Genomic DNA, 18,995 nt, shown 5'->3' with positions numbered 1-18,995 from the left:
CGATGTCGATGCGCGACATGACGAAGAGGCGCCGGGCCGCAGCCCGACGCCTCTTCTCGCGTACGTCGGAGCTCAGCGCCGCCCGACGGTCAGCACCGGCTTGGTCACCTCGGCGAAGAAGTCGTTGCCCTTGTCGTCGACCACGATGAAGGCGGGGAAGTCCTCCACCTCGATCTTCCAGACCGCCTCCATGCCCAGCTCGGGATATTCGAGCACCTCGACGTGCTTGATGCAGTCCTGGGCCAGCCGGGCCGCCGGGCCGCCGATCGAGCCGAGGTAGAAGCCGCCGTGCTGGTGGCAGGAGCGGGTGACCTGGCCGGACCGGTTCCCCTTGGCCAGCATCACCATCGAGCCGCCGGCCGCCTGGAACTTCTCCACGTAGGCGTCCATCCGGCCGGCGGTGGTCGGGCCGAACGAGCCGGAGGCGTACCCCTCGGGGGTCTTGGCCGGGCCGGCGTAGTAGACGGCGTGGTCGCGCAGGTACTGCGGCATCGGCTCGCCCGCGTCCAGCCGCTCGGCGATCTTGGCGTGCGCGATGTCCCGGGCCACCACCAGCGGACCGGTCAGCGACAGCCGGGTCTTCACCGGGTACTTCGACAGCTCGGCCCGGATCTCGGCCATCGGCCGGTTCAGGTCGACCCGGACGACCTGCTCGGTGTCCAGCGTCTCGTCGGTGACGTCCGGCAGGTAGCGCGCCGGGTCGGTCTCCAGCCGCTCCAGCCACACGCCCGACGGGGTGATCTTGGCAACCGCCTGGCGGTCCGCCGAGCAGGAGACGGCGATCGCCACCGGGCAGGAGGCGCCGTGCCGGGGCAGCCGGACCACCCGCACGTCGTGGCAGAAGTATCGGCCGCCGAACTGGGCGCCGATGCCGAAGTTGCGGGTCAGCTCCAGCACCTCCGCCTCCAGCTCCAGGTCCCGGAAGCCGTGCGCGCTCATCGAACCCTGCGTCGGCAGCGCGTCGAGGTACTTCGCGGAGGCGTACTTGGCGGTCTTCAGGGCGTACTCGGCGGAGGTGCCGCCGATGACGACGGCCAGGTGGTACGGCGGGCAGGCCGCGGTGCCGATCAGCCGGAGCTTCTCCTCCAGGAACTGCATCATCCGCGTCGGGTTCAGCAGCGCCTTGGTCTCCTGGTAGAGGTACGACTTGTTCGCCGAGCCGCCGCCCTTGGCCATGAAGAGGAACTTGTACGCGTCCGGGTGCCCGTCCGGGTCCTCGGCGTAGATCTCCACCTGCGCCGGCAGGTTGCTGCCGGTGTTCCGCTCGTCCCACATGGTCAGTGGGGCGAGCTGGGAGTAGCGCAGGTTCAACCTCGTGTACGCCTGGTAGACGCCACGGGAGATCGCCTCCGCGTCGGCGCCGTCGGTCAGCACGTGCCGGCCGCGCTTGCCCATCACGATCGCGGTGCCGGTGTCCTGACACATCGGCAGCACGCCACCGGCGGCGATGTTGGCGTTGCGCAGCAGGTCCAGCGCGACGAACCGGTCGTTCGGCGAGGCCGCCGGGTCGTCGATGATCGACCGCAGCTGGGCCAGGTGCGCGGGGCGCAGGAAGTGCGCGATGTCGTGCATCGCCTCGGCGGTCAGCGCGGTCAGCGCGGCCGGCTCGACGGTGAGGAACCGGCGGCCCCCGGGGCCGTTGACGACGTCCACGCCCTCGTCGGTGACCAGGCGGTACTCGGTCTGGTCCGGACCCGTCGGCAGCAGGGGAGCGTAGGAGAACGAGGCGGCACTGCTCATGAGCGGAAAGCCTAGGGCAGACCGGTCGATCGGTGGCACCCGCCGGGTGGGTGGTGGGACGCCGCTCTCACCGGTCCTTGTCGTCGTCCTGCTCGTAGCAGAGCTCCCGCTTCGGGCCGCAGCTGCCCGTGGGACCGGGTACGCCGTCGGAGCCGCCCGGGCCGGGGCCCCCGCCGCCGTCGGTGCCCGGTGGGAGCGGACCGGGGTCGCCGGGCGCGCCGGCGCCGAAGCGGACGTAGCCGATCTCCCGCCCCTCACCGATGATCATGCCGCTCGGCCCGACCGCCAGCGCGTTCGCCGAGCTGCGCAGCCCCGCCAGCTCCCGCCCGGTACGCGGGTCGAGCGCCACCAGCCGGGACGGCTTCTCGGTGACCAGCACGGCCGCGTACGGGGTCAGCGCGGCGGCCGCCCTGCCGGGCACCGGACGGCTCCACAGCCCCCGGCCGGTGGCCAGCTCCCGGGCCGCGATCGACTCCTTGTCGGCGGAACGGACCAGCGCGTACCGGTCGTCGACGGCGAGCAGCTTCTCGCCGTCCGCGTCGACCAGGAGCAGCCGGCCGTCGTACCCGTCGAGGACCGCCTCCCGGCCGTCCGGGCCGACGCCGACCAGCACGTTGCGGGCACCCAGCGGGTCCTGCCGCTGGGCGCAGCCGCCATCGTCGGAGGTGCGCGGGTTGACCCCGGTCCGCCGCCACACCTCCTGCCCGGTGGCCGGGTCGCGGGCGGAGAGGACGAAGTAGCAGGCGCCGTCCCGGGCGGTGGCGGTGATCCGCAGCAGCCGGCCGCCGATCACGGCGAGTCGCTCGTCCCGCCCCGGCTGGACGTCCTGCACGACCCGGCCGGTGGCGGTGTCCACCACGTGCACCCGGCCGTCGACGGGGAAGCCCAGCAGCGGCGGTGCCGCCTCGGGACCGGCGACCCCGTCGTCGATCCGGTTGGCGGTGAACCGGCGGCTGTCCAGCAGGTTGGGGTTGTCGGCGAGCAGCCCGGTGCTCACCCCGGGCAGGAACGCCGTCCAGAGCGGCCGGGTCCCGCGCGGGTCCCAGGCGCGCAGCGTGCAGTCGGTGGCGGCCACGCAGCGGGCGTCCAGCAGCAGGTTCCGGTATGTCCAGACCGCCACCGCGTCGTCGTCGTGGCGGCGGACCACCCCGGTCGTCGGGTCGATCAGGTCGTACCCCTTGACCAGCAGCTTGCCCACCGCGACGACCGCGTCCCGGCCGCCGCCGGCGACCGCCGCCCAGTCGGCCTTGCGCTCCCAGAGCTGCGCGCCGGTGGCCAGGCTGCGGGCCTCCACCCGGGTACGCTGCTCGACGACCACGGTGTCGCCGGCGAAGGTGACGCTGCGCGGGGTGCCGCCGACCCGCTGCTGCCAGACCACGTCCGGCTCGGAGATCGGCTGGCTCCGGTCGACCCAGTCCCACAGCCGCGGGAACGGGTTCCACACGCCGGTGGCGGCGAGCACGATCACGGTGACGAGCCCGAGCAGCAACCAGCCGCGTACGCCTAGGCCCCTCACACCGCACACGGTAGCGACGATCACCGCTCCGTCCGGTCCCCGCGCCGCCGTGTCGCCACGCTTTCTTGGCGGCGGCCCGTGTTAAGAGGGGGCCCCTGCTATGCAGAAGGCGTTAAGAGGGGGCTCTTCCTTCCCGCTGGGCCGCGGAGCGGACCAGCGGCAGCACCCGGTAGGGGATCTGCTCGGCCAGCGCGATGATCGTCGACGCCCGACGGATCCCCTCCGAGGAGACGATCTGGTCGATCACCCGTTGCAGGTCGGTGTTGGAGCGGGCCACGATCCGGCAGAGCAGGTCGCTGGAGCCGGTGATGGTGTGCGCCTCCAGCACCTCGGGGATGGCGGCCAGGTGCGCGGTGACCGGGTCGTGCCCGTGCCGCTGGCTGATCTCCAGGGTGACGAAGCTGGTGACCCCGAACCCGATCGCGGCCGGTGAGACGTCCGGGCCGAATCCGTTGATCACCCCCCGGTCGACCAGCTTGTCCAGCCGGGCCTGGACGGTCCCCCGGGCCACCCCGAGCCGGCGGGAGCACTCCAGCACCCCGATCCGGGGCTCCTCGGCGAGCAGCGCGATCAACCGCGCGTCCAGCTCGTCCAGCTGCACATCCTGTCCAGCACTCATGGGGTTTCACCTTACCGAATGCGCAAGCTGACCAGCATTTCCGGCAACTATTGCCCAACCCGGCGTCGCCCGGCGATCCTCGCCACAACGATCCACCAACGGCGGCCCACGAGGCCGGCCGGTGCGCAAGGGAGGCCACCATGACCCAGGCGATCGACCGACCCCAGTCGACCGAGGAGGTCGACGTCGACGCGCTCGTCGGCGCCGTCGACCACGACATCACCCGCGACCCGTTCCCGGTCAGGGGCCTCGACCACCTGCACTTCCTGGTGGGCAACGCCAAGCAGGCGGCGCACTACTACTCCACCGCCTACGGCATGACCTGTGTCGCGTACCGGGGGCCGGAGCAGGGCTACCGCGACCACGCCCAGTACGTGCTGACCAGCGGCTCGGCCCGGTTCGTGCTGACCGGCGCGGTCCGCCCGGACGCCGACGGCGCCGAGCACGTGGCGAAGCACAGCGACGGCATCTCCGACATCGCGCTGGAGGTCCCCGACGTCGACGCCGCGTACGCCCACGCCACCGCGCAGGGCGCGACCGGACTGATCGAGCCGCACGACGTCAGCGACGAGCACGGCACCGTCCGGATGGCCGCCATCGCCGCGTACGGCGACACCCGGCACACGCTGGTCGACCGGTCCCGCTACACCGGGCCGTTCCTGCCGGGCTTCGTTGCCCGCAAGCCGATCGTGGACCGGCAGCCGATGATCGACGCCGGCCTCCAGCCGAAGCGCTTCTTCCAGGCCGTCGACCACGTGGTCGGCAACGTGGAGCTGGGCCGGATGGACGAGTGGGTCGAGTTCTACAAGCGGGTCATGGGCTTCAGCAACATGGCCGAGTTCATCGGTGACGACATCGCCACCGACTACTCGGCGCTGATGAGCAAGGTCGTCGCCAGCGGCACCCGCAAGGTGAAGTTCCCGCTCAACGAGCCGGCGATCGCCCGCAAGAAGTCGCAGATCGACGAGTACCTGGAGTTCTACCAGGGTCCGGGCGCCCAGCACATCGCCGTGGCCACCAACGACATCCTGGCCAGCGTCGACGCCATGCGCGCGGCCGGCGTCGAGTTCCTGGACACGCCGGACTCGTACTACGAGGACCCGGAGCTGCGCGCCCGGATCGGCAACGTCCGGGTGCCGATCGAGGAGCTGAAGTCCCGCAAGATCCTGGTCGACCGGGACGAGGACGGCTACCTGCTCCAGATCTTCACCAAGCCGGTGCAGGACCGCCCGACGGTCTTCTTCGAGCTGATCGAGCGGCACGGCTCGCTCGGCTTCGGCAAGGGCAACTTCAAGGCCCTGTTCGAGGCCATCGAGCGCGAGCAGGAGAAGCGCGGCAACCTCTGATCCGCGTGCCGCCACCGACGTATCGCAACGCCGCCGGCGGTGGGCCCGCGCCCGCCGCCGGCGGCGTCACGCCGCTCTGGGCGCGACCAGGGTCGGACGTCCCCCGTGTGCCAGGTTCCCCGCAGGTGCCGTCGCTAAGGTGTCCGGGTGAGTGTGCAACCGGGCTGGTACATCGACCCCGCCGACCGGGACACCCGGCGTTACTGGGACGGCGAGGGCTGGATCGGCGCGCCGATCCCCGCCGACGCCACCCCGCCGGCCGGTCCCCCGCCGCCCGAGCCGACCCCGCCGTCCGCGTCCGCCCCGCCGGCCGGCGGCACCACCGCGCCGGGCCCGCCGGCCGCTCCCGGCCGTCCCGGGCAACCACCCCACCCGCCGGGGTACGCCCCGCAGCCCGGCCCCGGCCCGTGGCCAGGCCCCGGCCAGCCCGGTCCCCGGCCGCACGGTCCCGGCCAGCCCGGTCCCGGGCCGCAGGGGTGGGGCCCGCCACCGCAGGGGTGGGGCCCGCCGCTGCCCGGCCAGCCCTACCCGCCGTGGGCGGGACGCCCGCCGGAGCCCCGCCCACACGGGCTGCCGCTGGCCTCCTTCGGCGCCCGGCTGGTCGCCCGACTGATCGACCTCGGCATCGTCTTCCTGCTCAACGCCCTGGTCAACGGCTGGTTCGTCTGGCAGTACGTGCAGGAGATCTCTCCGCTGCTGCGGGAGGCGGCCCGCCGGGTCGATGCCGGCGACCGGAGCACCGAGCCGCTGCCCCCGCCCGGCCAGCGCACCGACGGCCTGCTGGTGGTGATCCTGCTGATCGCCGTGGCGCTCTGGATCGCGTACGAGGTGCCGTCGATGGCCAGCCGCGGGCAGAGCTTCGGCAAGCGGGTGATGAACGTCCGGGCGGTGCCGGTGGAGGCCGACCAGCCGCTCGGCGTGGGTCGGGCGCTGCGCCGGTGGAGCACGCTCGGCCTGCCGACGCTGCTCTGGTTCTGTTGCGGCTTCGGGCTGCTGCTCCAGCTCGTCGACGCGCTCTCCCCGCTCTTCGACCACCCGCTGCGGCAGGCGCTGCACGACAAGCGCGCCCAGACCGTGGTGGTCCAGGTGCCCCGCGGCACCCCCCAACCCACCCCGCAGGACCGTACCGACCCCCCGGGAGACACCCCATGACCGACACCGGAAGCCAGCAGCCGTCGCTGCGGCTGACCCGCGCCGACCTCGACGCGCTGCCCAACTACGTGCCCGGGCGCAGCCCCGCCGACCTGGCCCGCGAGCTGGGCCTGCCGGAGGCGATCAAGCTGGCCAGCAACGAGGTGCCGTACGGCCCGCTGCCGGGCGTGGTGGAGGCGGTCGCCGAGGCGGTCGCCGGCTCGCACCGCTACCCGGACATGGGCGTGGTGGCGCTGCGTCAGGCCCTCGCCGAGCGTTACGGCGTGGCCGCCGACCGGATCGCCACCGGCTGCGGTTCGGTGGCGCTGGCCGAGCACCTGGTCCGGGCCACCTGCCTCCCCGGCGACGAGCTGCTCTACTCGTGGCGGTCGTTCGAGGCGTACCCGATCATCGCGGCGACCAGCGGCGCGACCAGCGTGCGGGTGCCCAACGACGCCGGGCACGGGCACGACCTGGCGGCCATGGCCGCGGCGGTGACCGACCGGACCCGGATGATCCTGGTCTGCAACCCGAACAACCCGACCGGCACGGCGGTCCGCAGGGCGGAACTGGACCGGTTCCTCGACGCGGTGCCGGACGACGTGCTGGTGGTCATCGACGAGGCGTACCGGGAGTTCGTCACCGACCCCGACGTGCCGGACGGGCTGACCTACCTGGACCGCCCGAACGTGGCCGTGCTGCGCACCCTGTCCAAGGCGTGGGGCCTGGCCGGCCTGCGGATCGGTTGGCTGGTCGCCGCGCCCGAGGTGGCCGGGGCGGTCCGCAAGGTGGTCACCCCCTTCTCCACCAGCATGGCGGCGCAGGCCGGCGCGCTGGCGGCGCTCGCCCAGGCCGACGAGGTCCAGCGGCGCTGCGCGCTGGTCGTCGCCGAGCGGGAGCGGGTCGCCGAGGCGCTGCGCAAGCTGGTCCCCGACGTGCCGCCCAGCCAGGCCAACTTCGTCTGGCTGCCGCTGGGCGACCGGGCGGTGGAGTTCGGCAGGGCGTGCGAGGCGCGCGGCGTGATCGTCCGGCCGTTCCCGGGCGACGGCGTCCGGGTCACCATCGGCACCCCGGAGGAGAACGACGCCTTCCTGGCCGCCGCGGAGTCCGCGCTGGCCTGACTGTGAGGTCGGGTCCGGGCCGATCCCGGACCCGGCCCCGCCGGGTGGCGTCAGGTGGCTGGCACCGGATTCCGCAGCCGTTTCCGATACCCGTAGAGGACGATGAGCACCAGCACCAGTCCCGAGCCGACCAGACTCCCGATGAGGAGGCGACCGGACCGGTCACCGGCGTCGCCGACCGCGGCGGGCGCGGCGGGGACGGCGCCGAAGGTCAGCCGTCCGCTGGCGCCGCGCTTGGTCCAGCCGCTGGCCAGGTCGAGCTTTCCGGTCCACGGCCCGTCTGGGACGCGACGATCCAGGACGACCCGGATCGTGGCGGTGCCGCCCAGGGCGAGGGTCTGCGCCTCGGACCGGACGGGCCCGATCGAGAGCCCGCCGGGACCGTCGTGCAGCCGCAGCTCGCCGGCGAGATCCAGCGCCCGCTTGCCGGTGTTGCGCACGTCGGCGGTGACGACGGGCGTGCCGTCCGGGTTCCTCGATCCGGTCAGCGGGCCGATCTCGAAACCGGAGACCGGTTCGCCGCCGGGGCCGACGGAGAGGTAGACCCGGATGCCGACCCGGCCGACGTTGCGGACCGTCCGGCCAGCGTCGCCGGAGACCTCGGCCCAGATCACCGCGTACCGCTCGCGCTGTTCGGCCTTCGCCGGCACGGCGATCGTCACCAGCAGTTCGGCCTCCTCGTCGGCGTCGAGCCGCAGTGCCCCGTGGTCGACGTGGATCCAACTGCTCAGCTCGTTCTCGGTCCGGTCCGGAGCGAGGATGAAGCCCTCCTTGGTGACGTCGGCGGCGGCGGCGTAGACGGCCACCGGACGACGTACCTCGGACGTGTTCTGCACGATGATCCGCCGCTTGATCGTCGTACCGGGATGCACATGGTCGACGATGTACCGGCGCGCCCGGCTGTCGTCACGACGCGCGACCGGGGCGTCCAGGAGGCGGATGCCGACCGAGGTGGCCGGCCCGGCGTCCGGGCCGGCGGTGGGGTCGGGTGAGGCGCGTTCCTCCCCGTCCGGACTGCCTTCCCCGCCTGGTGGCGGCTGGTCGGCGACCGATGGGTCGGGTGCCGGGGCGGCCGACGCGTGCGGTGTCACCAGCGCGGTCGCCCCGACCGTGACCAGAGCGGTCACGGCCAGGGCGAGGACGCCGACTCGTTCATGCCACCGAATGGGTGATCACTCCCTCGTAGGTACCGGCGACGGCGGCGTCCGGGATCTGGATGTCGATCGTCGGGTTCCAGGTCGCCGTGTTGTTGCCGCTGCCGCTCGTCTTGGAGAAGGCGGTGCGGGGAAGGTTCAACGGCACCGCCTGGGCGGAGGTGAGCTGGCCGGGCACGAAGGTGCCGGTGCCGGTGGTGGCGGTCGCCGGACCGGACCAGTAGTCCACCAGGCCGGGGATGATGGTCTCGGCCGGGCCAGCACCGCCGGTGGTGAAGGCGGTGCTGGTGACCGTGGCCGTCCAGGTGGCCGAAAGCGCCGCCCGCTGGTCATTGACGGTCACCGGACCGATCTGGCCGGTCAGGGTTTGGCCGGCGAACGCCGAGCCCAGGTTGACCGCTGGCGGAGCGGTGATGTCCAGGTTCGCGGTGCCGATCGTGAAGGTGACGACGGTGTCGTCGGTGGGCGCGGCCACGGCCGGGGCGGCGAGGGCCAGCACGGAGGCTGCCGACGCGGTCAGGATGACAAGTGTTTTCCGCATGAAAGCGACGCTAGAAGCCATAAAGGTCTGCAAAAGACCCTTTTCTGGCATATCACTCATTAGGCGACGGAATGGGTGACGGTGCCCGTGTAGGTCCCGGCGACCAGGCCGGTCGGCAGGTTGATCCGCAGAGTGGGTCGCCAGCTGACCGTGTTGTTGCCGTTGCCGCCCGTCTTGCGGAAGGCGGTTCGGCTCACGTTGAGGGCGACCGCCTGGGCGGCGGTGAGCTGACCGGGGACCAGGGTTCCACCGCCGGTGCTCTTGACGACCGGCCCCGACCAGTACGACACCAGCGAGTTCGGGACCGTCCGGTTGAGGCCACCCGCTCCGGTCACGAAAGAGGTCGAGGTGACGGTGGCGACCCACGTGTTCGGGTTCAGCGGACCCCGGAAGTCGGTCACCTCGACGGTGCCCAGAGAGCCCGTCAGCACACCACCCGGAAAGCCCGCCCCCAGGCTGGCGGCCGGGGCAACCGTGATGTCCAGCCCAGCTGCCAGTGGCGCGTCCGGCAACAGGTCGCCACCGTTGCCCGGGCCGCTCGGGTCCGGGGCCGGCGCGGCGCCGGACGCTCGGCCACGCTCCGGCGACGGCGACACCGGAGACGGGGGCGGCGACACCGGAGACGGGGACGGCGACACCGGAGACGGCGACGGCGACACCGGAGACGGGGACGGCGACGAGGAGGGGCCACCCCGTGTCGGGCCGCCGGAGACGCCGGGCCCGATGGTCGACGGGAGCCGCCCACCGGGGACGGGCGCAGGAGAACTGGTGGGGGCCGGTGGCACGAAGGGTGTCGTCGGCACCGGAGTCGGAGCGAAGAGGCTCGCACCCAGCAAGGGGGTGAGAACGGCGGCTAGCATGAGCATCTTATGACTATAAGTTCTGATTATCCTTATTGTCGGTTCTCCACCAGCTGAGCCGTTCCCACTCCGGGCGGACCGCTCCGCTCCCGCCGCGCGGGTGTCAGCTCGGCCGGGACCGCCGCGCCACCATCAGCCCGCCGGCGAGCAGGAGCACCACCCCCAGTCCGGCGAGCCACCGCACCGACCCGCCGCCGCCACCGGTCACCGGCAGGCGGCTGTGCGTCGGCCACGGCGTCGGCTTCGTCGGTCGCGCCGTCGGCGATCTGGTGGGCGAGGCGGTCGGCGAGGCGGTCGGCGAGGCGGTCGGCGAGGCGGTCGGCGAGGCGGTCGGCGAGGCGGTCGGCGAGGCCGGGAGCACCTCGAACGCGATGTCGGTTCCCGCCGACGGCGCCGCCAGCGCGGCGGCTGCCGCGTCGGGCCGCGCGACAGTCGGGACGAACATCGGCGACACCGCGAGCGCGAGGCCGGCGGCAGCGGCGAGCACGCCCCCGACGAGCCCCGACCTACCGGCCGTTCCGGCCATGATGACCCCTCTCCTGGAAACCCCGATCCCGAGAAAAGTACCTTTTCCGGACAGCCCCGGTGGACGGTTCATCCCCTGGGACCGGTTCGGGGCGGTCAGCTGGCAGCCAGCAGCACCGGCTCGGCCTGGAGGAACCAGCCCTGGTCGTCGTCGTCCGGGGTGGCGTCCTCGCGGAGTCGCTCCACCGCGAGATAGCCGTCCACGGCGTACGCCATGCCCGGTCGGAAGGCGAGCCCGTCCCGGCCCAGGGTGAACGGGAAGCGGGACCGCTGGGCGCCGGTCACCGGGTCCAGGGTGACCACGTCCCGGTCCTCGGTCAGCACGTGCAGCCGGCCCGGCTCGACGGCGAGGATCCGCACCGGCCCCAGGTCGCCCCGGCGCCAGCGTTCCTTGCCGGTACGCGGCTCCCAGCCGGTCAGCACCGGCCCCTTCGGCCCGACCGCCAGCTCACCGGCGAGGAGGGTGCCCTCGGCGTCCAGCGCGGGCGCGGGGACCGGCTCACCGGCGCCGACCAGCCAACCCCGCCCGGACGCGTCGCCGGGGCCGGTGGTGCGCAGCCCCCGGCACCGCGAGCGGGGGGTGAGACAGCCGAGCGGGGTGACGGTCACCCCGACCGAGGCGCCCGGTGGCCGCCAGCGCAGGGCCACCGCGCCGGTGCCCGCGTCGCGGAACTCGACCACCGGCGAACCGGCGCAGACGTCCACCGACATCACCCGGGTCGCCGTCGTGCCGAGGTCGGTGCGGCAGCCCCGGCCACCGTCGACCTGCCAGAGCCGGCGGCCGTCGCCCAGGGCGTACCCGGTCAGCCGGCCCTCGCCGGAGACGGCCAGCGCCGCGCGGCCGTCGGCGCCACGGGCCACCCAGACGCCCTGCGGGTCCCAGACGGTGGCCGCCCCGGTCCGCCGGGCGGCCTGACCCGCGCGGGGTCTCGGCCCCTCCGCGCGCCAGGCCACCCGCCCGGTACGCGCGTCCAGCGCCACCAGCTGCCCGTCGGACCAGCGGCTGACCACCGTGGTCCCCTCGGCCAGCACCCCGTCGAGTCGGGCCGGCCAGCGGCGGTAGGACCAGAAGGGGGTGACCCGGTTGGGGGCGTCGGCGGGCTGGTCGGCGTAGACCTGACGGTCCGCCGCGTACACCCGGACCCGGCCCTCGACGATCAGCGGGGCCGCCGGAAGCCGGCCGAGCACCCCGACCGGGGGTGTGGCGGGGGCCGGCCAGCCGGTCCGGGCCACGGTGACCACCTCGGCGGGGGCGAGCACCCGGTAGCCGATGAGCGCGGACGCCACGAGGGCGAGCAGCGCCACCGCGCCGACCACCACCCGCCGGCGACTCCCGACCACGCTCATGCCCCACCTCCGCCCGGCACCCTACCCAGCCGGCCGGGTCGATCCCCGGCCAACCCGCGGACCGGACCGGGCCGGTGCGGGGCCGGTCAGGCGGCGGCGGGCGCGCCGGTGGAGGGCAGCGCCCGGGCCAGGTCGGCCAGGTCACGGCGCAGGGCGCTCTCCACCGCGCGGGCGGCGAGCCCACCGAGCAGGAAGGTGACCCACCGGACGTACGCGGCGGTGACCTCGGCCTCCTGCTCGACGGTGACCGCCGTGCGGGCCTGCCGGCGGCGTTCCACGGTGCGCAGTGTCCAGGTGATCCGGTAGTTCACCCCGACGCCGGCGGAGCTGAGCACCAGCCGGTGTGGGGGGACGGCCTCCACCACCAGGAACTCCTCGACGAGCAGCTCGCCGTCGGGGCGTTCGCGGCACTCCCGCCAGCTGGTGCCGGGGCCGAACGGGCCGGGGGTGAGGGCCTCCACCTGGTCGGCGGTGGAGAGCCAGCCGGGCCGGGCGGCCAGGTCGGTCAGGAGCCGCCACACGTCGGCGGTCGACGCGTCGATGAACTCCGTGACCGCCACCGTGGACATGACACCTCCCGTGTCGTCCACCGTACGGCGGGTGAGCGCGGAATGGGGGGCCCACGGCGGGATTTCCACCGCAGGCGCCCCGAATTCAGGGTCGGAGCCGGCCCGCACGCAGCGCGCGCACGAAGGCCGTCCAGCCCGGCGGGCTGACCGTGAGCGCCGGCCCGGCGGGGTCCTTGGAGTCGCGTACGCCGACCACGCCGACCAGGTTGTCCGCGACCTCCACGCAGAGCCCCTGGTCGTTGGAGCGGCTGCTGGTACGCCACACGGCGCCCACGAGATCTGTCATTGCCCGTCACCTCCGGATCGGAGAAGGAATTCCGGGACGATCAACGCGGCAACGTGGATCTCCGATCGCACCGGCTGTGCGACCGGCCCCGTCCGCGCTCGGGCGGGCGGGGCCGGGGCGGCCGGGGATCGGCGGGCGACGCCGGGGCGGCGAGGGCTCAGCGGGCGGGGCGGATGGTGCCGGTCACCTCGCCGAGGGCGATGGTGGTGCCGTCCGGGCCGGGGGCGGTGGCCGAGATGACGACCGTGTCGCCGTCCTCCAGGAACGTACGCTCCGCGCCGCCGACCTTGACCGGCTCGGTGCCGCCCCAGGTCAGTTCCAGGAACGAGCCGACCTGACCACGGTCCGACCCGGAGACGGTGCCGGAGGCGAAGAGGTCGCCGGTGCGCAGCGACGCGCCGTTGACGGTCAGGTGGGCGAGCTGCTGGGCGGGGGTCCAGTACATCCCGGCGAACGGGGGCTCGGCCACCCGCTCGCCGTTCCACTCCACGGCCAGCCGCAGGTCCAGCCCGAGGTGCGGGGTGTCGTGCAGGTACTCCTGGACCGGCGGGTCCTGGTCCGGGGCGGGCACGAACGCGTCGGCCAGCGCGTCCAGCGGGGTCACCCAGGCCGAGACCGAGGTGGCGAAGGACTTGCCGAGGAACGGCCCGAGGGGCTGGTACTCCCAGGCCTGGATGTCCCGGGCGGACCAGTCGTTGACCAGCACCACCCCGAAGACGTGGTCGGCGAAGTCGTCGACGGCCACCCGGTCACCGAGGGCGCTCGGCGTGCCGACCACGAAGCCGACCTCCGCCTCGATGTCGAGGCGTACCGACGGGCCGGTGGTCGGGCCCTGCGGGGTGGCGCGCTGGCCGGTGGGACGGACCACGGGGGTGCCGGAGACAACCACGGTGCCGGCCCGGCCGTGGTAGCCGATCGGCACGTGCTTCCAGTTCGGCAGCAGCGGCGGCTGGCCGGGTCGGAAGATCTGCCCGACGTTGGAGGCGTGCTGCTCCGAGGAGTAGAAGTCGACGTAGTCGGCCACCTCGAACGGCAGCGCCATGTCCACCTGGGACAGCGGTACCAGCAGGGGCTCCACCGCCGGGCGGTGCGTCTCGTCGGTGAGCAGTTCGACGGTCCGCTGCCGTACCGACGTCCACTGCGGACGGCCGAGCGCCATGAAGTCGTTGAGGGTGGGGCGGCCGAGGGCTCCGCCGGCCAGCACCAGGTCGGCCGACTCGGCGCCGGCCAGGTCGAGCACGAATTCCCCGATCCGTACGCCGATCCGCGGCTCGCGACCACCCTGGCGGAACACCCCGTACGGCAGGTTCGTCACGCCGTACGGCGAACCGTTCGCACCGTCAACCCAGGTCATGCCGGGCTGGCCGGGCATGCCCTCACGGCCCTCGCTTCGCTCGGCGCGTTCGCTCATGCCTCGAATCCCCCGTTCACCAGCCCCAGCCGGATCAGATCGGTCAGTGGTTCCACGATGCTGCAGGAGCCGTACCCGATCCAGAGCGGGCGGCCCACGTCCCGGCGCTCCCGCGCCTGCTCGACCAGCCGGACCGGGTCCATGGCGGCGAGCAGGACGGCGACCTCGGGCACCTCGGCGCCCTCGGCGGCGGCCAGGGTGGCCGCCAGCACGTTGCCGAAGCCGTGGTGGGTGAAGCCGGTCTCCGGGTCGAGGTGCCGGACGGCGTGGTGCAGCCCGGCGGTCAGCTTGAACGGCAGTTCCCGGTCCCGGCAGGCGCAGATGACCGCGGCCAGCTCGCCGGGGGTGGGGAAGAGCTCGGCGGCCAGCCCGCCGGTGCGGAACTTGGCGGCGATCGGAAGGCCGGTGGCGCGCGCCTCGGCGAGGGTGTCCAGGGCGGCCATCAGGCCGAGGGTCAGCGGGATCTCCGCGTAGACCCTGACGTCGTCGAGCCGTTCGGTGAGCTTGATCAGCTCGGTCAGGCCGGGCTGCGGGTCCTCGCCGCGCTTGGCGACGGCGGCCTCCACCTGGCGGACGGCCAGCCGGGGGTCGGCCGCGGCGAGGGCCGCGTCGAGCTGCCCCCGGGGTAGGTCGCCGATGACGCCGACCGCCAGCCGTTCGTCGCCGCCGAGCAGGGCGGGCAGGGCGGGCAGCGCGGAGGCGGGCACCAGGAGCGGGCCGACCAGGTCGGCGTACCAGGCGGCGCGGTGGTCGCGGTGCGCGGTGACCGCCTCGGGCAGCGGCGCGCTGCCGGGCGGGAAGACCGCGGCGTCGTCGACGAGGCCGGCGAGGAGTCGGGGCACCTGCGTTGACACGGGACAAGAATCTACGGGACGCTACAAGGAACGGACAACAGCGTCCGATTATCGGACGCCATCGGCCGGAGAACGGGACGAAACGGGAGGCGAGATGCCCTACTACCGCCGCGTCGGTGAGGTGCCCCGCAAGCGGCACACCCAGTTCCGCCAGCCGGACGGCACCCTCTACGCCGAGGAGCTGATGGGCCAGGAGGGCTTCTCCTCCGACTCGTCCCTGCTCTACCACCGGCACGCGCCGACCGCGATCGTGGCCGCCGAGGAGTTCGCCCCGCCCGCGTACACCCGGGTGCCGAACCTGCCGCTCAAGCCGCGCCACCTGCGCACCCACAAGCTCGACGGCGCCGGGGCCGACCCGGTCCTGGGCCGCCGGCACCTGCTCGCCAACGACGACGTGCGGATCGGGTACGTGCTGGCCGACCGGCCCTCCCCGCTCTACCGCAACGCCACCGGCGACGAGTGCCTCTACGTCGAGGCCGGCGGGCTGCGGGTGGAGTCCACCTTCGGCGCGCTCGACGCGGTCGCCGGCGACTACGTCGTCATCCCCACCTCGACCATCCACCGGCTGGTGCCGACCGGCGACGGGCCGACCCGGCTGCTCACCGTCGAGGCCAACGGCCACATCGGACCGCCCAAGCGCTACCTCTCGGTACGCGGCCAGTTCCTGGAGCACTCGCCCTACTGCGAGCGGGACGTCCGGGGACCGGACACGCCGCTGCTGGTCGACGGCGAGGACGTGGAGGTGCTGGTCAGACACCGGCGCGGCTGGACGAGGTACACGTACGCCAACCACCCGTTCGACGTGGTCGGCTGGGACGGGCACCTCTACCCGTGGGCGTTCTCCATCCACGACTTCGAACCGATCACCGGGCGGATCCACCAGCCGCCGCCGGTGCACCAGACCTTCCAGGGCCCGAACTTCGTCATCTGCTCGTTCGTGCCGCGCAAGGTGGACTACCACCCGGACGCCATCCCGGTGCCGTACAACCACCACAACGTCGACTCCGACGAGATGCTCTTCTACACCGGCGGCAACTACGAGGCCCGGCGCGGCTCCGGCATCGGGCAGGGCTCGATCTCGCTGCACCCCTCCGGGTTCACCCACGGCCCGCAGCCGGGCGCCGCCGAGCGGTCGATCGGCGTCGACTACTTCGACGAGCTGGCCGTCATGGTCGACACGTTCCGCCCGCTGGACCTGTGCGAGGCCGCCGCCGAGTGCGAGGACGACGGGTACGCCTGGACCTGGGCCCGCAAGGGCTGAACGCGACGAGGCCGCGTCCCCGGTGGGGACGCGGCCTCGCCTGTGCCCGGATCAGAACGTCGAGGCGTCGATCACGAAGCGGTAGCGCACGTCCGAGGCGAGCACCCGCTCGTACGCCTCGTTGATCTTCTCGGCGCCGATGACCTCGATCTCCGCGCCGATCCCCTTCTCGGCGCAGAAGTCCAGCATCTCCTGGGTCTCGGCGATGCCGCCGATCATCGAACCGGCGAACGACCGGCGGGCCGGGATCAGCGAGAACGCCGCCACCGACAGCGGCTCCTCCGGCGCGCCCACGTTGACCAGCGTCCCGTCCACGGCCAGCAGCCGCAGGTACGCGTCCAGGTCGATCTTGGCGCTGACCGTGTTGACGATCAGGTCGAACGACCCGGCCAGCCTGGTGAAGGTCTCCTCGTCGGAGGTCGCGAAGTAGTGGTCGGCGCCGAGCCGCAGCCCGTCCTCCTGCTTCTTCAGCGACTGCGACAGCACGGTGACCTCGGCGCCCATGGCGTGGGCCAGCTTGACGGCCATGTGACCCAGGCCGCCCATGCCGACCACCGCGACCCGCTTGCCGGGGCCGGCGTTCCAGTGCCGCAACGGCGAGTACGTGGTGATGCCGGCGCAGAGCAGCGGCGCGGCGGCGTCCAGCTCGATGCCGTCCGGGATGCGCAGCACGAAGTCGTCGACCACCACGATGGCCTGCGAGTAGCCGCCCTGGGTCGGCTGCCCGTCCCGGCCGACCGCCCCGTACGTGCCGATGTTGCCCTTGAGGCAGTACTGCTCCAGCCCCTTGCGGCAGTTGTCGCACTCCCGGCAGGAGTCGACCATGCAGCCGACGCCGACCCGGTCGCCGACGGCGAACTTCGTCACCTCGGGGCCGACCTCGCGGACCACGCCGGCGATCTCGTGGCCGACCACGATCGGGTACGTCGTGGGGCCCCACTCGCTGCGCGCGGTGTGGATGTCGGAGTGGCAGATGCCGGAGAACCTGATGTCGATGAGGACGTCGTGCGGGCCCAGGTCGCGTCGCTCGATGGTGGTCGGGACGAGCGGTTCGGTCGCGGACGGGGCCGCGTAGGCGTTGACGGTGAGCACGATATCTCCGCTTCCTGCAGACGTTTTCGTTGCAACGTCAACTACTACCCGGTTCCCACCCCGTCCGACACGTCGCCTCCGTCACGCCGCCAGGGTCTCACCGGGAGGTGCGGGTGAGGACGGCCAGCTCGGCCAGGGCGGCCACCCCGATGGCGAGGACCAGCGGCCACGGGGTGCCGACCAGCGCGTACAGCAGGATCATCGCCGGCGCGGCGGCGACCGCATAGACCGCCAGGGCGAGCGTCCGGTCCGAGCGGACCAGCCCGGGCAGCACGGTCCGGGCCAGGTCGGGCAGCCTCGCCGCGTACCGCCAGACCAGCAGTCCACCGCCGAGGGCCGCGAACGCCGCCGCGAACCGGGACAGGCCCGGGTTGCCGGCCGCCAGGCAGGCGATCAGCACGGCGGTCAGCAGCGACCAGCCGGCACCGAAGAGCACGAGCTGCCGCAGCCCGGCGGAGATCGTCCGACCGGAGTCGATCCGGCCCGCGCCGATGGTGGCCGCGTCGGCCAGGTGCTCCAGCGCCTCGCTCCACCGGCGCTGCTCCAGCCGGAGCACCCCCAGGTCGTGCCGGGCCTCGGCCAGCTGCGGATCGAGCCGCAGCGCCTCCCGGTACGCCCGCTCGGCCAGGTCGAACAGGTCCAGCCGGGCGGCGACCAGGCCGAGCACCAGGTGCGCCTGCGGCTCCTCCGGCGCCAGCTCCACCCCGCGCCAGGCCGCGTTCAGCGCCGGCTGCCCGTTGCGCGCGCCGGCCAGGATCGCCGCGGCGCTGCGCTGGGCGTACGCGTCGGTCGGGCCGAGTGCCAGGATCTCGTCGGCGCACCCCGCGGCGGCCCGGTACGCCTCCAGGTCGGTCAGGGCCAGGCCCCGCGCGACCAGCGGCGGCACGGCGCCCGGGGCGGCGGCGACGGCCGCGTCCGCGGCGGTGAGCGCCTCGGCGGGCCGTCCGGCGGCCAGGTGCACCCGGGCCAGCACGGTCAGCACGTCGGCGTTCGCCGGCTCCAGCGCCACGGCGTAGCCCAGCTCGGCGGCGGCCTCGTCGTACCGGCCCAGCTCGGCGAGGAGCTGGGCGCGCTGGAGGTAGCCGTCCGCGGCTGACCGCTCGGGGGTGGTGTCGCTGGACATCGGGCGAGCCTAGGCGGCCGGCGCCTCGTAGACCAGGGCCACCGCCACCCCGGCCAGCCCCTCACCGCGCCCGGTGAAGCCCAGGCCGTCGGTGGTGGCCGCGGAGAGCGTCACCGGGGCGCCCACCGCCTCGGAGAGCACCCGCTCGGCCTCGATCCGGCGGGGGCCGATCTTGGGTCGGTTGCCGACGACCTGCACCGAGACGTTGCCGATCCGGAAGCCGGCCGCCCGGACCCGCCGGGCGCTCTCGGTGAGCAGCGCCACCCCGGGTGCGCCCGCCCACTCCGGCTGGTCGACGCCGAAGTTGGCGCCCAGGTCGCCCAGGCCCGCCGCGGAGAGCAGGGCGTTGCAGGCGGCGTGGGCGGCCACGTCCGCGTCCGAGTGCCCGGCCAGCCCGTCCTGCCCCGGCCAGTGCAGCCCGGCCACCCAGCACGGCCGGCCAGGCGCGAAGGCGTGCACGTCGGTGCCGATGGCCACCCGAGGAACGATCATCAGCCGA

Annotated in this window: 19 protein-coding genes; 4 read left to right on the top strand and 15 right to left on the bottom strand. The window is 73.6% G+C overall.

From position 1 onward, the window contains the following. Positions 1–72: 72 nt before the first annotated feature. The 3 genes from GA0070564_RS20730 to GA0070564_RS20720 all read right to left on the bottom strand — a co-directional run bounded on the left by GA0070564_RS20730 (position 73) and on the right by GA0070564_RS20720 (position 3,875). A complete protein-coding gene (locus GA0070564_RS20730) occupies positions 73–1,740 on the bottom strand; it encodes a fumarate hydratase (protein WP_091610915.1) in 1,668 nt (555 codons plus the stop codon). A gap of 67 nt (positions 1,741–1,807) precedes the next feature. Further along, positions 1,808–3,265: an outer membrane protein assembly factor BamB family protein gene (locus GA0070564_RS20725; protein WP_091611642.1), complete on the bottom strand. Its 1,458-nt coding sequence runs from the start codon at positions 3,263–3,265 to the stop codon at positions 1,808–1,810. A 103-nt stretch (positions 3,266–3,368) separates the two neighbouring features. Then, positions 3,369–3,875, bottom strand: coding sequence for an Lrp/AsnC family transcriptional regulator (locus tag GA0070564_RS20720; protein ID WP_091610912.1), 507 nt, complete (start codon positions 3,873–3,875; stop codon positions 3,369–3,371). A 140-nt stretch (positions 3,876–4,015) separates the two neighbouring features. Here GA0070564_RS20720 and hppD point away from each other — a divergent pair, with 140 nt between their 5' ends. The 3 genes from hppD (at position 4,016) to hisC (ending at position 7,473) form a co-directional block, all read left to right on the top strand. Then, a complete protein-coding gene (gene hppD, locus GA0070564_RS20715) occupies positions 4,016–5,221 on the top strand; it encodes a 4-hydroxyphenylpyruvate dioxygenase (RefSeq protein ID WP_091610909.1) in 1,206 nt (401 codons plus the stop codon). A gap of 147 nt (positions 5,222–5,368) precedes the next feature. Further along, positions 5,369–6,373 carry an RDD family protein gene (locus GA0070564_RS20710; RefSeq protein WP_091610906.1) on the top strand — a complete coding sequence of 335 codons (1,005 nt, stop codon included), beginning with the start codon at positions 5,369–5,371 and terminating at the stop codon, positions 6,371–6,373. Next, a complete protein-coding gene (gene hisC, locus GA0070564_RS20705) occupies positions 6,370–7,473 on the top strand; it encodes a histidinol-phosphate transaminase (protein WP_091610902.1) in 1,104 nt (367 codons plus the stop codon). The genes GA0070564_RS20710 and hisC overlap by 4 nt, the downstream gene beginning before the upstream one ends. Positions 7,474–7,523: 50 nt before the next feature. On the opposite strand, the gene GA0070564_RS20700 is transcribed toward hisC, so the two are convergent. From GA0070564_RS20700 to GA0070564_RS20660, 9 genes are all read right to left on the bottom strand, one after another. Beyond that, positions 7,524–8,600, bottom strand: a complete 1,077-nt coding sequence (locus GA0070564_RS20700) for a hypothetical protein (RefSeq protein ID WP_091610898.1) — start codon at positions 8,598–8,600, stop codon at positions 7,524–7,526. Positions 8,601–8,625: 25 nt separating this feature from the next. Further along, on the bottom strand, positions 8,626–9,168 hold the full coding sequence (locus GA0070564_RS20695) for a hypothetical protein (RefSeq protein WP_091610895.1): 543 nt from the start codon (positions 9,166–9,168) through the stop codon (positions 8,626–8,628). A gap of 59 nt (positions 9,169–9,227) precedes the next feature. After that, positions 9,228–9,569: a hypothetical protein gene (locus GA0070564_RS29440; RefSeq protein WP_176730768.1), complete on the bottom strand. Its 342-nt coding sequence runs from the start codon at positions 9,567–9,569 to the stop codon at positions 9,228–9,230. A gap of 562 nt (positions 9,570–10,131) precedes the next feature. Next, positions 10,132–10,554 (bottom strand): hypothetical protein, encoded by a 423-nt coding sequence (locus GA0070564_RS28980; RefSeq protein ID WP_141714827.1) that lies wholly within the window; start codon positions 10,552–10,554, stop codon positions 10,132–10,134. Between the two features lie 95 nt (positions 10,555–10,649). Then, positions 10,650–11,900, bottom strand: coding sequence for an outer membrane protein assembly factor BamB family protein (locus tag GA0070564_RS20680; RefSeq protein ID WP_091610884.1), 1,251 nt, complete (start codon positions 11,898–11,900; stop codon positions 10,650–10,652). 86 nt (positions 11,901–11,986) lie between these two features. Next, the gene (locus GA0070564_RS20675; RefSeq protein WP_091610881.1) at positions 11,987–12,469 is read right to left on the bottom strand and encodes an SRPBCC family protein; all 483 of its coding nucleotides are present in this window, start codon (positions 12,467–12,469) and stop codon (positions 11,987–11,989) included. Positions 12,470–12,554: 85 nt separating this feature from the next. Then, positions 12,555–12,755: a DUF397 domain-containing protein gene (locus GA0070564_RS20670; protein ID WP_091610877.1), complete on the bottom strand. Its 201-nt coding sequence runs from the start codon at positions 12,753–12,755 to the stop codon at positions 12,555–12,557. A 157-nt stretch (positions 12,756–12,912) separates the two neighbouring features. Next, positions 12,913–14,109, bottom strand: a complete 1,197-nt coding sequence (fahA, locus tag GA0070564_RS20665; RefSeq protein WP_091611638.1) for a fumarylacetoacetase — start codon at positions 14,107–14,109, stop codon at positions 12,913–12,915. A 53-nt stretch (positions 14,110–14,162) separates the two neighbouring features. Beyond that, a complete protein-coding gene (locus GA0070564_RS20660; RefSeq protein ID WP_091610873.1) occupies positions 14,163–15,020 on the bottom strand; it encodes a hypothetical protein in 858 nt (285 codons plus the stop codon). A 94-nt stretch (positions 15,021–15,114) separates the two neighbouring features. On the opposite strand from GA0070564_RS20660, the gene GA0070564_RS20655 reads away from it, so the two are divergent. Further along, entirely contained in the window at positions 15,115–16,281 is a 1,167-nt protein-coding gene (locus GA0070564_RS20655; protein ID WP_091610870.1) for a homogentisate 1,2-dioxygenase, read from the top strand. 51 nt (positions 16,282–16,332) lie between these two features. On the opposite strand, the gene GA0070564_RS20650 is transcribed toward GA0070564_RS20655, so the two are convergent. The 3 genes from GA0070564_RS20650 to ispF form a co-directional block, all read right to left on the bottom strand. After that, entirely contained in the window at positions 16,333–17,373 is a 1,041-nt protein-coding gene (locus tag GA0070564_RS20650) for an NAD(P)-dependent alcohol dehydrogenase (RefSeq protein WP_091610866.1), read from the bottom strand. 97 nt (positions 17,374–17,470) lie between these two features. Further along, positions 17,471–18,496, bottom strand: a complete 1,026-nt coding sequence (locus GA0070564_RS20645; protein WP_091610862.1) for a tetratricopeptide repeat protein — start codon at positions 18,494–18,496, stop codon at positions 17,471–17,473. A gap of 9 nt (positions 18,497–18,505) precedes the next feature. Beyond that, positions 18,506–18,991: a 2-C-methyl-D-erythritol 2,4-cyclodiphosphate synthase gene (ispF, locus tag GA0070564_RS20640; protein ID WP_091611635.1), complete on the bottom strand. Its 486-nt coding sequence runs from the start codon at positions 18,989–18,991 to the stop codon at positions 18,506–18,508. Positions 18,992–18,995: the final 4 nt, after the last annotated feature.

It is taken from the genome of Micromonospora mirobrigensis (genome assembly GCF_900091555.1).
Classification (GTDB): Bacteria; Actinomycetota; Actinomycetes; order Mycobacteriales; family Micromonosporaceae; genus Micromonospora; species Micromonospora mirobrigensis.
The sequence above is the reverse complement of the archived record's forward strand: the minus strand, read 5'-3'. Positions and strand labels throughout refer to the sequence as shown.